Here is a 12,004-nt window from a genome sequence, read left to right as displayed (position 1 = left end):
AGGCCGCCATGCGCGTGATTTTTTTCAGCAGCCAGACCTACGACCGCGACAGTTTCACCAAGGCCCCGACGCCCGCGGGCCTTCAATTGCAATTCCAGCCCGCCCGCCTGAACCTCGACACCGTGGCCCTGGCCGAACGGCATGAAGTGGTGTGTGCCTTCATCAACGATGACCTCAGCGCCCCGGTGCTGGAGCAACTGGCCGAAGGCGGCACGCGGCTGATTGCCCTGCGCTCGGCCGGCTACAACCACGTCGACCTGCTCGCCGCCCAGCGCCTGGGCTTGAGCATCGTCCGGGTGCCGGCCTACTCGCCCCATGCCGTGGCCGAACATGCCGTGGCATTGATCATGGCCCTCAATCGCTGCCTGCATCGCGCTTACAACCGCACCCGGGACGGCAATTTCAGCCTTCATGGGCTGACCGGGTTCGATCTGGTGGGCAAGACCGTTGGCGTGATCGGCACCGGGCAGATCGGCGCGACGTTCGCACGGATCATGGCAGGCTTCGGCTGCCAGTTGCTGGCCTATGACCCCTACCCCAACCCGCAGGTCGAAGCCTTGGGCGCCCGCTACCTGCCCTTGGCCGAGCTGCTCGCGCAGGCGCAGATCATCAGCCTGCATTGCCCGCTCAATGAACAAAGCCGACACCTGATCAATGCCCAATCGCTTGCTGCGATGCAACGCGGCGCCATGCTGATCAATACCGGGCGTGGCGGCCTGGTGGACACACCGGCCTTGATCGAGGCGTTGAAAAGCGGCCAGCTGGGCTATCTGGGCCTGGATGTCTACGAGGAAGAAGCCCAGCTGTTTTTCAAGGACCGCTCCGACCTGCCCTTGCAGGACGACGTGCTGGCCCGGCTGTTGACCTTCCCCAACGTGATCGTCACCGCTCACCAGGCGTTCCTGACCCATGAAGCCTTGGCGGCGATTGCCATGACCACCCTGGACAACATCGCCGCCTGGGCAGCCGGCACGCCGCAAAACCTGGTGGATGGCTGATCAGCTCTAGCCAGCCCCCCTGTAGGAGCTCGCTCACACAGGGACTTTGGTCGAGCTCCAATTTCGGCTTCACACAAACCCAATGTGGCGAGGGAGCTTGCTCCCGCTGGCCTGCGAAGCAGGCCTCTGCATTTTTTCAGCCGGACCGCATGATCCGGTTGGCGACTGCTGCGCAGCCGAGCGGGAGCAAGCTCCCTCGCCACGGGTTGTGGGTTGTCTGGGCTGACGCCATCGCGAGCTTGCTCCCACAGGGATGGAGTTTCGTCGGTCAGATCCCTTATGGAGCATCCAAAGCCATGCCCCGTGCTAGCATATCGCGCCTATTTGGAGGACCCATGGCCGAACACGATTTCCGCTACACCCTGATGAACCCGCAGCACACCTTGACCGAAGTCCGCGCACTGGCGCCGGGCCGCTACCAGGTCACCGGCAATGGCGGTTCGATCCAGGCCAACGATGTGTTGCTCGTCACGCTCAAGGGCAGCAAGGACTTGTCCATGCGCCTGACCGTGGACACCGTGCGGCACCTGCTCAAGCCCATGGGCCAATGGACCGCCATGACCACCGGCCCGGTGTTCGGCGAACTGGCGATCCACACCTGGCAGGTCAACTGCGACAGCTGCGCCAAGGAACTGAGCTTCGAATTCGCCGTCGATGCCAAGCTCGGCGTCAAGGCCGAAAAACCGGCCGCCACTGCACGGATCGCCGAACTGGGCTGGATCACCGTGGGTGAAAAACACCTGTGCCCGAAATGCCAGGAAGCCGCCTGATGAAACGTTTGGCCCTGTCCGCGTTGATCGGCATGAGCCTGATGGGCTGTGCCGCTGAACCTGTACAGCTGCAACATAACCGCAGCTACATCCTGGAGTGGATCGGTGAACGGCCATTGATGGACTACAGCCACCTGACCATCACCCTTGGGGATGACGGTCGCGCCTATGGCAATGGCGGCTGCAACCACTGGTTCGCGCCCTATACCCTGGAAGGCCACCGTTTGAGCTTCGGCAAGATCGGCAGCACGCGCAAACTCTGCGCCCCGGCGGTGATGGAGCAAGAAACGCGCTTCTTGCAGGCCTTGGAAAAGGTCGAGCGCTGGGACATCTCGCCCATCGAGCAAATACGCTTCTGGCCGGCCCAGGGCAAGCCGCTGCGGTGGTGGTTGGAAGAGGGCTGAAGCTGACGCCCCCCCTGTGGCGAGGGAGCTTGCTCCCGCTGGACTGCGCAGCAGGCCCCTGCGTCCTGTCCGACACCGTGGTGACAGATACATTTTGGGGCTGCTGCGCAGCCCAGCGGGAGCAAGCTCCCTCGCCACACAAGCCCTCAGCCATGACAGGGGTTATTTGAACGCCTGCAACGCTTCAAGCTTGGCCATCACCCCCGCCGCCGTCTGCTCCCCCAGCAACTGCTCGCGCACCTTGCCCTTGTTATCGATGATGTACGTCACCGGTAGCCCTTCGCTGCGAGGAAGGTCGAAGATCTCGGCCGGATCCCGGGCCAGCACCGTGAAGCGAATCCCCATCTTGTCGCTGGCGCTCTTGAGTTCTTCGCCCTGCACCTGGTCGAAGTTGACCCCGAATACACCGACGTTGCGCCCCTTGAGCTGTTCGGCCAAGGCATTGAATTCCGGGATTTCGGTACGGCATGGCGCGCACCATTCGGCCCAGTAGTTGAGCACCACCCATTGTTTGTCCAGCCGCTGCGAGGCAATGGCCTGGCCGTTCTGGTCCACGCCGTAGTCGTTCCCGCAGCCGGCGAGCAACAAAATGCCGATAAATGTCAGTGCCGCCGTCAATCGCCTTGCCATGTGCCAATCCTTGTCTGAATGTGAACGCTGCTGCGACCCGTCGCCTCTCTCAGGTGCTAGGGGCTTCGCGGCACAGTAGAATAGCCGCCACCTTACGCAAGATGCGACCCACTCATGACCGATCTGACGCTTTATCACAACCCGCGCTGCTCGAAATCCCGCGGTGCGCTGGAACTGTTGGAGGCCCGTGGCCTGACGCCCACCGTGGTCCGCTACCTGGAAACCCCGCTCGATGCCGCGCACCTGGAGCGTCTGCTGGGCAAGCTCGGCATCACCGCCCGGCAATTGCTGCGCACCGGCGAGGACGAGTACAAAGACTTGAACCTGGCCGACGAAAGCCTGAGCCAGGCCCAGTTGATCGCAGCCATCGCCGCGCACCCGAAACTCATGGAACGGCCGATTCTGGAAGCCGGGGAAAAGGCCGTGATCGGCCGTCCGCCGGAGAAGATCCTGGAGATCCTGCCGTGACCACGCCGTACATCCTGGTGTTGTATTACAGCCGCAGTGGCTCCACCAACGAAATGGCCCGGCAGATCGCCCGTGGTGTCGAGCAGGCCGGGCTGGAAGCCAGGTTGCGTACGGTGCCGGCCATTTCCGCCGAGTGCGAAGCGGTTTCGCCAGACATCCCAGAACAAGGCCCGCTCTACGCCAGCCTCGATGACCTGAAGAACTGCGCTGGCCTGGCCTTGGGCAGCCCGACCCGTTTCGGCAACATGGCCGCGCCGCTCAAGTACTTTCTCGACGGCACCAGCAACCTGTGGCTGACCGGCGCGCTGGTGGGCAAACCGGCCGGGGTGTTCACCTCCACCGCGAGCCTGCACGGCGGCCAGGAAACCACCCTGCTGTCGATGATGCTGCCGCTGCTGCACCACGGCATGCTGATCACCGGCCTGCCCTACAGCGAATCGGCCCTGATCGACACCCAGGGCGGTGGCACGCCCTACGGCCCGAGCCATCACGCCGGGGCCGACGGTAAAAGCGGCTTGAACGAACATGAGGTTGCCCTGTGCCGCGCCCTGGGTTTGCGCCTGGCGAAAACCGCCCTGTTGCTGGAGAACGGCCGTGGCTAAGAAGCCGAAGATCCTGCCTTCCATCCAATGGCTCGAACCGCGCGTACGCCTGGCTCGCGTTCTCAGCCTGCTGTGCTTTTTCGGCCTGGTGGGGTTGCTCAGCGCCTATTACCTGCTGATCGCCGACCTGCACGGCGCGCGGCCCTGGGTGATTCTGCTGATCGAACTGGTGCCGCTGCTGATACTCGCGCCCGGCATGCTCAGCGGCAGCGCCCGTGGACACTCATGGATGTGCTTCGTGGTGAACCTGTACTTCATCAAGGGCGCACTGGCAGCCTATGACCCGAACCGTCAGCTGTTCGGTGTGCTGGAAATGGCGGCGAGCGTGGCGGTGTTCTGCTCGGCGTTGTTGTATGTGCGGTGGCGGTTTCAGTTGAATCGACGGTTGGCGGGCGAGGGAGATGTCTCCGTCGCCTGATATACCGCTATCGCGAGCAAGCTCGCACACAGGGTGCCATCGAGTCCCTGTGGGAGCGAGCTTGCTCGCGATGGCCGCAACGCGGTCTCAATGATTCACGGTATACGCCAGCATCATCGATATCTGGCTCATGGGCCTTCCCCCGCTCTCTTCATGCCACTGGTTGAAGGCATTCTGCACCGTCGCCAGGTCCCGCTGGCTGGTGGGGACTTTGTCGATGATGTCCTGGGCATTGAGCGCGGCCACCACGTCATAACTGGGCACGAAGGTGTCCTTGCCCATCATCCGCAAAAAGCGCGGCGCCGACAGGCCGCCCAGTTGATGGCCGCGTTTTTTCAGGTACGTCCACAGGCCGACGATGTCGGTCACTGGCCAGTCAGCGACCAGTGCGGCGAAGCTGCCCTTTTCGTGGGCCACGTCCAATATCAGTTGCGCGTTGCGCGGTACGCTCTTGAGCTTGCCCAGATGGCGGATGATCCGCGCGTCCTGCATCAACCGCTCCAGGTGCTCGGCGCTCATCAGCACGACTTTCTCCGGATCGAACTTGAAGAACACCTCTTCGAACGCCGGCCACTTGGCATCCACCAGGCTGTGCTTGAGCCCGGCGCGGAACACCCGCAGCGCCATGGTCGAGAGGTAGCGGTCGTCGCCGATCTTGCGCAATTGCGCCGGGGTCTTGGGAACCGGCAGATGGGCTTCCAGTTCAGCCGCCGAACCGAAGCGGTTCAGACAATACTCGTGCAGCCACTTGTAATCGCGCATGCCCTCTCCTGGGGTCGGAAATGAAAACGGCGCCAGTGGCCCTTATAGCCATTGGCGCCGTGAATAGAGCGGTTGGCGCCGTCAGAGATTCACCACGTTGACGAACCGCGGCGTGGCGTTTTCGTCGATGCGCAGGTTGGTGAAGTCGAACAGGTTGCGGTCCGCCAGTTGCGACGGAATGACGTTCTGCAAGCCGCGGAAAATGCTCTCGGTACGGCCCGGCGTCTTGCGCTCCCACTCCTGGAGCATTTCCTTGACCACCTGACGTTGCAGGTTTTCCTGGGAGCCGCACAGGTTGCAGGGGATGATCGGGAATTGCTTGAAATCCGAATAGGCCTGGATGTCTTTCTCGCTGCAATAGGCCAATGGCCGGATCACCACGTTGCGCCCGTCATCGGCTCGCAGCTTGGGCGGCATGGCCTTGAGCGAGCCGTTGTAGAACATGTTCAGGAAAAAGGTCTCGACGATGTCGTCGCGATGGTGCCCCAGGGCCATCTTGGTTGCGCCGATCTCGTCGGCGAAGGTGTAGAGCGTTCCGCGCCGCAGGCGTGAGCACAGCGAACAGGTGGTCTTGCCTTCGGGAATCAGTTCCTTGACCACCGAATAGGTGTCTTTCTCGACGATGTGATATTCCACACCCAGCGATTCAAGGTAGGCCGGCAGCACATGCTCGGGGAACCCGGGCTGCTTCTGGTCCATGTTTACCGCGACGATGTCGAACTTGATCGGCGCAACCTTCTGCAGATGCATCAGCACATCGAGCAAGGTGTAGCTGTCCTTGCCGCCGGACAGGCAGACCATGACCTTGTCACCGTCCTCGATCATGTTGAAATCGGCGACCGCCTCACCGGCCAGGCGGCGCAGGCGCTTTTGCAGTTTGTTCTGGTTGACCGTAAGAGTGCCCATGACGCGAAATCCGTGAGGTGTGACGAAAGGGCGGCATTTTACGCAAAAAATCTCCCATATGGCACCGCCCCCCTGTGGCGAGGGAGCTTGCTCCCGCTGGGGTGCGAAGCAGCCCCGAAAATGTATGTATCACCGCGGTGCCGGACAGAACGCAGGGGCCTGCTGCGCAGTCCAGCGGGAGCAAGCTCCCTCGCCACATGAATCTCTTCGCCTGAGAATTACGCATACAGATCAAGCCGCGATTAACCTGCTCCTTTACAGCGCGATTTGCTCTAAGCCCACCATCCCCCTTGGGGTGACTCCTTTCTATACTGCGACATAAGGTCGCACACACTTACAGACCTTTACTTACCCGGCCATTTGGCCCGTAGGCGCTCCGTTGGGGGGCGATGGCAATAACAAAGGAGTGACTGACTATGATCCATCATGTCGTGGGGCTCTTTACCCACCCTGATCAAGAATGGAAAGAAATCCGTGGCGATCAGGAGGAAAGCATCAGCCACATGTACCTCACCCACACGCTGATCCTGGCGGCCATTCCCGCGGTATCGGCGTTCATCGGCACCACGCAGGTGGGATGGGTCATCGGCAATCGTGCACCGGTCATGCTCACCCAGGAAAGTGCGCTGTGGATGACAGTCATGTCGTACCTGGCCATGTTGGGCGGTGTGGCAGTGATGGGCGCCTTCATCCACTGGATGGCCCGAACCTATGACGCCAACCCGAGCCTGGCCCGTTGCGTCGCGTTCGCTACCTACACCGCGACACCTTTGTTCATCGGCGGCCTGGCGGCGCTCTACCCGCACATGTGGCTGGGGATGATCGTCGGCACGGCGGCGATCTGCTACACGGTCTACCTGCTGTATGTGGGCTTGCCGACGTTCATGAACATTCCCCAGGACGAAGGTTTTCTGTTTTCCAGTTCGGTGCTCGCCGTAGGCCTGGTGGTGCTGGTAGCCATCATGGCGTTCACGGTGATTGTCTGGGGGCTCGGCGTCGGCCCGGTCTATACCAATTGAAGGATTGAAACGGTCCCGATAGTACCCTCCAATAAAAACAGGATCTGCCGACACAGGCCGCCGCAAGGCGGCCTTCCTGTGTTTGAGCCGCTCGACACGACCGCTGGGCGCCTGGACGATTCGCAACGGCCGACGCTTGCGGCATACTCGGGCTTCTGGAGACCCGTAAAGCATGCTCGAGCAACTCAATACCCGCGTCGAAGAGTGTTACCAACAAGCCGAATCCTTTTTCAAACGTCCTTTCAAACGCCCAGTGGTCAGCTTCAAATTGCGTGGCCAGAAGGCCGGCGTTGCGCACCTGCATGAGAATCTGCTGCGCTTCAATCCACAGTTGTACCGGGAAAACGCCGAAGACTTCCTCAAGCAGACCGTCGCCCATGAAGTCGCGCACCTGATCGCCCATCAACTGTTTGGCGAACGCATCCAGCCCCATGGCGAAGAATGGCAACTGATCATGCGTGGGGTGTACGAACTACCGCCCAACCGCTGCCACACCTACGAAATCAAACGCCGCAGCGTGACCCGCTACATCTACAAATGCCCCTGCGACGGCAGCGACTTCCCGTTCTCGGCCCAGCGCCACAGCCTGGTGCGCCAGGGGCGGCGGTATTTGTGCCGAAGCTGTCGCAATACCTTGGTGTTCAGTGGAGAAACCCGGGTGGAATAGCAGGCTTTTGTGGTGTCTGGGCTTGCCCGCGAAGAGGCCCTAAAGAGCACTACAAAATCACCTTGGCATCCCGCAATTGAGCGATCCGCTGCGCACTAAACCCCAACTCCCCCAACACCTGATCCGTATGCGCCCCCAATCCCGCGCCAATATGCCGAGGCTCAGGCAACCCTTCGGAAAATCTCAACGGACAAGCCATCTGCGCCTGGCTTGAACCATCGCCCCGGGGCACCTGTGTCACCAGCTCCCGAGCCTGTAACTGCGGATGCCGAACAGCTTCCTCCAGGCTCAGGACCGGCTCGACGCAGGCATCGATCCCGGCAAACAGGCTGCACAGCTCGGCAAAATCGCGTTTTTCAAACTCGGCTTGCAGCGCCTGCTTAAGAGCGTGCTGTTGTTCAGGCTTGGGCGACAACCCCTGGGCCGCCAGTTCCGGCCGTCCCAAGGCCTCGCACAACGCCTGCATGAACACCGGTTCCAGGCTACCCACCGACATCCAGCGAGCATCGCGGGTACGGTAATAGTCATAGAAGCTGCCGCCGTTGAGCATCTGTTTTTCCCGCTCCGGCTCGACACCGCAGGCCAGGTAACCGGCACCGGCCATGGCGTTGAGGCTGAACACACAGTCAGTCATGCTCACGTCAAGATGCTGCCCCTGACCGGTTTGCTGGCGGGCGATGACCGCCGCCAACAGCCCGATCACCCCATGCAACGAACCTCCGGCGATGTCCGCCGCCTGGATCCCCAGCGGCAACGGACCGCTGTCGGCGCGGCCGGTGTGGCTGGCCAGCCCCGCCAGGGCCAGGTAATTGATGTCGTGACCGGCGCGGTCCTTGTAGGGCCCGGTCTGGCCGTAGCCGGTGATCGACACGTAGATCAGCCGCGGATTGATGGCTTTCAAGGCTTCGTATCCCAGGCCCAACCGCTCCATCACGCCGGGGCGGAACTGTTCCAGCAGGATGTCGTAGTCCTCCAGCAATTGCGTGACCACCGCCAACGCTTCCGGTTGCTTGAGGTCCAGGGCCAGGCTGCGTTTGTTACGGTTGAGGTAGGCGTGGCTGGCCGAGGAGCCCTGATCATGGGGCGGCAGCACCCGCAGCAGGTCCTGGCGGGTCGGCGACTCGATGCGCAACACCTCGGCCCCCATGTCTGCCAGCAACAGCGAGGCAAACGGGCCGGGCAGCAGGGTCGAGAAATCCAGAACCTTGAGCGATGCCAGTGGGCCTTGCATAGCGATCTCCGGTGGGTGATGGCTAAAGACTAGGCAGGGGTTGGTGGTAGGGCAATCACCGCAGGTGCCAGTCTGGATGACCATTGCGCTCAGCGTGAGAGCTCTTGTGGCGAGGGAGCTTGCGCCCGCTGGGGTGCGCAGCAGCCCCCCCGCCATTTGTCTGAGGCACCGCGGTGGCAGATACATCTTAGGGTCGCTTCGCAACCCAGCGGGAGCAAGCTCCCTCGCCACAGAAACCTCCTCGACGGAAGAGTTCTTCCAATAAAAAACCCGCCGAAGCGGGTTTTTCATTACAGCCTGAAGTTTACTTCACAGTGACTGGAGCAGAGGACTCAGCCGCTGCAATCTGCGCCGCCGCGATCTGCTCGTCATCTTCACGGACATCGGCGATACCACGACCACCGGAAGCCAGCTCGGTCTGCAACTGGTCTTCGTCCAGTTCCTTGACCCACTTGGCAACCACGATCGTGGCAACGGCGTTGCCCACCAGGTTGGTCAGGGCGCGAGCTTCGGACATGAAGCGGTCGATACCCAGAATCAGTGCCAGACCGGCCACCGGCAAGGTGCCCACGGCCGACAGGGTGGCCGCCAGCACGATGAAGCCGCTACCGGTCACGCCAGCCGCACCTTTGGAGGACAGCAGCAGCACCAGCAGCAGGGTGATCTGGTGAGTCAGGTCCATCGGGGTATCGGTGGCCTGGGCGATGAACACCGCGGCCATGGTCAGGTAGATCGACGTACCGTCGAGGTTGAACGAGTAGCCAGTCGGGATGACCAGGCCTACGACCGACTTCTTGGCACCCAGGCGCTCCATCTTGATCAGCATGCGTGGCAGGGCCGATTCCGACGAGGAAGTGCCCAGCACGATCAGCAGTTCTTCACGGATGTAGCGAATCAGCTTGACCACGCTGAAGCCGTGGGCGCGGCAGATGGCGCCCAGTACTACCAGCACGAACACCACGCAGGTGATATAGAAGCAGATCATCAGCTGGCCCAGTTGCACCAGCGAACCGACACCGTAGGCGCCGATGGTGAAGGCCATGGCACCGAACGCACCGATCGGCGCCAGCTTCATGATCATGTTGATGATGATGAACATCACATGGGCGAAGCGATCGATGAAGTCCAGTACCGGCTTGCCGTAGGCACCCAGGCGATGCAGAGCGAAGCCGAAGAGCACCGAGAACATCAGCACTTGCAGGATGTCACCGTTGGCGAACGCGCCGACGATGGTGTTCGGGATCACGTTGAGGATAAAGGCGATGATGCTCTGGTCTTTACTGGCATTGATGAAACCGGCGATCTTGCTGGTGTCCAGGGTCGATACATCGATGTGCATGCCTACACCCGGTTGCACGATGTTAACCACGACCAGGCCGATCAGCAGGGCGATGGTGGAGACAATTTCAAAGTACAGCAGCGCATAGCCGCCGGTCTTGCCGACCGATTTCATGTTCTGCATACCGCCGATGCCGCTGACGACGGTACAGAAAATGATGGGGGCGATGACCATTTTGATCAGTTTGATGAACCCGTCACCGAACGGCTTGAGGGCAACACCAGTCTGCGGGTAGAAGTGGCCGAGCAAAATGCCGATGGCAATGGCTACGATCACTTGGAAATACAAGGATTTGTACAGTGGCTGACGAGTCGTCATGGCAAACCTTCCTCAAGAGTCCCGTTTGACGACTTCCACCTGTCGTCCACGGCACCTCAATTGCGAACCCTCCTGCACTGGAGGGATTTGTTTTTTGTCGGCTGCACGCGGCAGACCTGTGTGCTGTATCGCAAGGCTCGTGCCATTTTTCAGAAAACCCCTACAAGCGCTGTCGCAGAAGGGTTCTGGAATTATTCACGAGTTAAACACGGGCGTGGAATGTGGCGGATTTCCGCCCACGGGGTGTTTATCACTCCGGGATTTGGCGGATATCCGCCTTGTCGGGCCGCAGTGCCCTGCTACCATCGCCCGCTTAACGGACGGATTCCAGCCATGCGCCAACGCACGATCGCCAGCCACTTCGCCCGCGCAGCCTTGGGCGGCGCGCGCCGGCAAGGCTTCGACTATGTTCCTGTGCTGCAACAGCTGGGCATCAGCCCAGAGCTGTTGGACGAGCCGCGCGCGCGGATTGCGCCCGAGCAGTTCGCGCGCCTGTTGCAGGCGCTGTGGCTGGCATTGGGGGACGAATACCTGGGATTCGGTAGGGCTGCGAGTAAACCCGGGACGTTTGCCATGATGTGTCACGCGTTGATCCACTGTCGGACCCTGGGCAAGGCCCTTCAACGCGGCTTGCTGTTCTACAGTCTGTTCCCCGACGCGCCGAGCCTGACCCTGGAAGCCGAAGGCGAGCGAGTGCGGCTGGTGCTGGACGATTCGACGCTGTGGGACCCGGATCATTTTCTGACTGAAAGCTTGCTGGTAGTCTGGCATCGCCTGGCCAGTTGGCTGATCGGCCAGCGTATCGGCCTGGAACAGGCGACTTTCGGCTACACCAAACCCGCCCACGGTGCCGAATACGACTTACTTTTTTCCTGTCCGCTGGTGTTCGAAGCGCGCAGCAGCAGCCTGTTGTTCCACAGCCGTTACCTGGGCATGCCACTGCTGCAGGACGAACGCACCCTCAAGCATTTCCTCGAACGCTCCCCCGCCGACCTGCTGTCGCGCCCGGACGATGGCCATAGCCTGAGCAGCCAACTGCGCCGCCTGCTCAGCCGCGACACCGCCCGCTGGCCCGACCTGGACACCGTCGCCGGCCATCTGCACATCAGCCCGCAGACCTTGCGCCGGCATTTGCGTGAAGAAGGCACCAGCTTCCAGGAACTCAAGGATCAGCTGCGGCGGGATATCGCCATCTACCACTTGGGGCGGGCGGACCTGTCGTTGCAGCAGATTGCCGAGCAGTTGGGTTTCTCAGAGCCATCGGCGTTTCACCGGGCGTTCAAGAAGTGGACGGGGCTGACGCCGGGGGCTTATCGGGAGCAGGAGAATTGAGTGGTGACATCCAACTTCTGTGGAGAGCCCGCCGGCCCCTGTGGCGAGGGAGCTTGCTCCCGCTGGGCTGCGAAGCGGCCCCAAGGACTTGCGAGCGCTGCGCACTCGAGCGGGAGCAAGCTCCCTCGCCACAAAGGCCG

At 61.5% G+C, this 12,004-nt stretch carries 14 protein-coding genes; 9 read left to right on the top strand and 5 right to left on the bottom strand.

Going from position 1 to position 12,004, the window contains the following annotated elements:
- The first annotated feature begins 8 nt into the window (after nucleotides 1-8).
- The 3 genes from TK06_RS28485 to TK06_RS28475 all read left to right on the top strand — a co-directional run bounded on the left by TK06_RS28485 (nucleotide 9) and on the right by TK06_RS28475 (nucleotide 2,172).
- The gene (locus TK06_RS28485) at nucleotides 9-998 is read left to right on the top strand and encodes a 2-hydroxyacid dehydrogenase (protein ID WP_063324748.1); all 990 of its coding nucleotides are present in this window, start codon (nucleotides 9-11) and stop codon (nucleotides 996-998) included.
- A 335-nt stretch (nucleotides 999-1,333) separates the two neighbouring features.
- Complete coding sequence (locus TK06_RS28480) at nucleotides 1,334-1,768, top strand: hypothetical protein (protein ID WP_063324747.1); 435 nt, start codon at nucleotides 1,334-1,336, stop codon at nucleotides 1,766-1,768.
- A complete protein-coding gene (locus tag TK06_RS28475) occupies nucleotides 1,768-2,172 on the top strand; it encodes an META domain-containing protein (protein WP_003204689.1) in 405 nt (134 codons plus the stop codon). Before TK06_RS28480 ends, TK06_RS28475 begins: the two co-directional genes overlap by 1 nt.
- Nucleotides 2,173-2,334: 162 nt before the next feature.
- Here the strand turns inward: TK06_RS28475 and TK06_RS28470 are convergent, their stop codons facing one another.
- The gene (locus TK06_RS28470) at nucleotides 2,335-2,802 is read right to left on the bottom strand and encodes a TlpA disulfide reductase family protein (RefSeq protein WP_063324746.1); all 468 of its coding nucleotides are present in this window, start codon (nucleotides 2,800-2,802) and stop codon (nucleotides 2,335-2,337) included.
- Nucleotides 2,803-2,916: 114 nt separating this feature from the next.
- Here TK06_RS28470 and arsC point away from each other — a divergent pair, with 114 nt between their 5' ends.
- The 3 genes from arsC to TK06_RS28455 are packed head-to-tail and all read left to right on the top strand — an operon-like array spanning nucleotide 2,917 to nucleotide 4,290.
- Entirely contained in the window at nucleotides 2,917-3,270 is a 354-nt protein-coding gene (arsC, locus tag TK06_RS28465) for an arsenate reductase (glutaredoxin) (RefSeq protein WP_057448610.1), read from the top strand.
- Nucleotides 3,267-3,872 carry an NAD(P)H:quinone oxidoreductase gene (gene wrbA, locus TK06_RS28460; RefSeq protein WP_003204695.1) on the top strand — a complete coding sequence of 202 codons (606 nt, stop codon included), beginning with the start codon at nucleotides 3,267-3,269 and terminating at the stop codon, nucleotides 3,870-3,872. Before arsC ends, wrbA begins: the two co-directional genes overlap by 4 nt.
- Nucleotides 3,865-4,290 carry a DUF2069 domain-containing protein gene (locus tag TK06_RS28455; RefSeq protein ID WP_063324745.1) on the top strand — a complete coding sequence of 142 codons (426 nt, stop codon included), beginning with the start codon at nucleotides 3,865-3,867 and terminating at the stop codon, nucleotides 4,288-4,290. Before wrbA ends, TK06_RS28455 begins: the two co-directional genes overlap by 8 nt.
- Nucleotides 4,291-4,377: 87 nt before the next feature.
- Here the strand turns inward: TK06_RS28455 and TK06_RS28450 are convergent, their stop codons facing one another.
- Nucleotides 4,378-5,052: a DNA-3-methyladenine glycosylase I gene (locus TK06_RS28450; RefSeq protein WP_063324744.1), complete on the bottom strand. Its 675-nt coding sequence runs from the start codon at nucleotides 5,050-5,052 to the stop codon at nucleotides 4,378-4,380.
- Nucleotides 5,053-5,133: 81 nt separating this feature from the next.
- Nucleotides 5,134-5,958: a tRNA 2-thiocytidine(32) synthetase TtcA gene (gene ttcA / locus TK06_RS28445; RefSeq protein WP_063324743.1), complete on the bottom strand. Its 825-nt coding sequence runs from the start codon at nucleotides 5,956-5,958 to the stop codon at nucleotides 5,134-5,136.
- Between the two features lie 416 nt (nucleotides 5,959-6,374).
- Between ttcA and TK06_RS28440 the strand changes: the two genes are divergently transcribed.
- Together TK06_RS28440 and TK06_RS28435 are read left to right on the top strand one after the other, a co-directional pair.
- On the top strand, nucleotides 6,375-6,977 hold the full coding sequence (locus TK06_RS28440; protein WP_058542562.1) for a Yip1 family protein: 603 nt from the start codon (nucleotides 6,375-6,377) through the stop codon (nucleotides 6,975-6,977).
- A 172-nt stretch (nucleotides 6,978-7,149) separates the two neighbouring features.
- Nucleotides 7,150-7,644 carry a SprT family zinc-dependent metalloprotease gene (locus tag TK06_RS28435; RefSeq protein WP_003204703.1) on the top strand — a complete coding sequence of 165 codons (495 nt, stop codon included), beginning with the start codon at nucleotides 7,150-7,152 and terminating at the stop codon, nucleotides 7,642-7,644.
- A gap of 49 nt (nucleotides 7,645-7,693) precedes the next feature.
- Here the strand turns inward: TK06_RS28435 and TK06_RS28430 are convergent, their stop codons facing one another.
- Nucleotides 7,694-8,875 (bottom strand): CaiB/BaiF CoA transferase family protein, encoded by a 1,182-nt coding sequence (locus TK06_RS28430; protein WP_063324742.1) that lies wholly within the window; start codon nucleotides 8,873-8,875, stop codon nucleotides 7,694-7,696.
- 304 nt (nucleotides 8,876-9,179) lie between these two features.
- Nucleotides 9,180-10,532, bottom strand: a complete 1,353-nt coding sequence (locus TK06_RS28425) for a dicarboxylate/amino acid:cation symporter (protein ID WP_063324741.1) — start codon at nucleotides 10,530-10,532, stop codon at nucleotides 9,180-9,182.
- 333 nt (nucleotides 10,533-10,865) lie between these two features.
- Between TK06_RS28425 and TK06_RS28420 the strand changes: the two genes are divergently transcribed.
- Complete coding sequence (locus tag TK06_RS28420) at nucleotides 10,866-11,864, top strand: AraC family transcriptional regulator (protein WP_063324740.1); 999 nt, start codon at nucleotides 10,866-10,868, stop codon at nucleotides 11,862-11,864.
- Nucleotides 11,865-12,004 lie beyond the last annotated feature (140 nt).

The organism is Pseudomonas fluorescens (genome assembly GCF_001623525.1).
Taxonomy (GTDB): domain Bacteria; phylum Pseudomonadota; class Gammaproteobacteria; order Pseudomonadales; family Pseudomonadaceae; genus Aquipseudomonas; species Aquipseudomonas fluorescens_Q.
The sequence above is the reverse complement of the archived record's forward strand: the minus strand, read 5'-3'. Positions and strand labels throughout refer to the sequence as shown.

Excerpts from the sequence above, each read along its gene's own strand:
- TK06_RS28485 (WP_063324748.1), top strand. The coding sequence starts at position 9 with ATGCGCGTGATTTTTTTCAGCAGCCAGACCTACGACCGCGACAGTTTC.
- TK06_RS28480 (WP_063324747.1), top strand. The coding sequence starts at position 1,334 with ATGGCCGAACACGATTTCCGCTACACCCTGATGAACCCGCAGCACACC.
- TK06_RS28475 (WP_003204689.1), top strand. The coding sequence starts at position 1,768 with ATGAAACGTTTGGCCCTGTCCGCGTTGATCGGCATGAGCCTGATGGGC.
- TK06_RS28470 (WP_063324746.1), bottom strand. The coding sequence starts at position 2,802 with ATGGCAAGGCGATTGACGGCGGCACTGACATTTATCGGCATTTTGTTG.
- arsC (WP_057448610.1), top strand. The coding sequence starts at position 2,917 with ATGACCGATCTGACGCTTTATCACAACCCGCGCTGCTCGAAATCCCGC.
- TK06_RS28450 (WP_063324744.1), bottom strand. The coding sequence starts at position 5,052 with ATGCGCGATTACAAGTGGCTGCACGAGTATTGTCTGAACCGCTTCGGT.
- ttcA (WP_063324743.1), bottom strand. The coding sequence starts at position 5,958 with ATGGGCACTCTTACGGTCAACCAGAACAAACTGCAAAAGCGCCTGCGC.
- TK06_RS28440 (WP_058542562.1), top strand. The coding sequence starts at position 6,375 with ATGATCCATCATGTCGTGGGGCTCTTTACCCACCCTGATCAAGAATGG.
- TK06_RS28435 (WP_003204703.1), top strand. The coding sequence starts at position 7,150 with ATGCTCGAGCAACTCAATACCCGCGTCGAAGAGTGTTACCAACAAGCC.
- TK06_RS28430 (WP_063324742.1), bottom strand. The coding sequence starts at position 8,875 with ATGCAAGGCCCACTGGCATCGCTCAAGGTTCTGGATTTCTCGACCCTG.
- TK06_RS28425 (WP_063324741.1), bottom strand. The coding sequence starts at position 10,532 with ATGACGACTCGTCAGCCACTGTACAAATCCTTGTATTTCCAAGTGATC.
- TK06_RS28420 (WP_063324740.1), top strand. The coding sequence starts at position 10,866 with ATGCGCCAACGCACGATCGCCAGCCACTTCGCCCGCGCAGCCTTGGGC.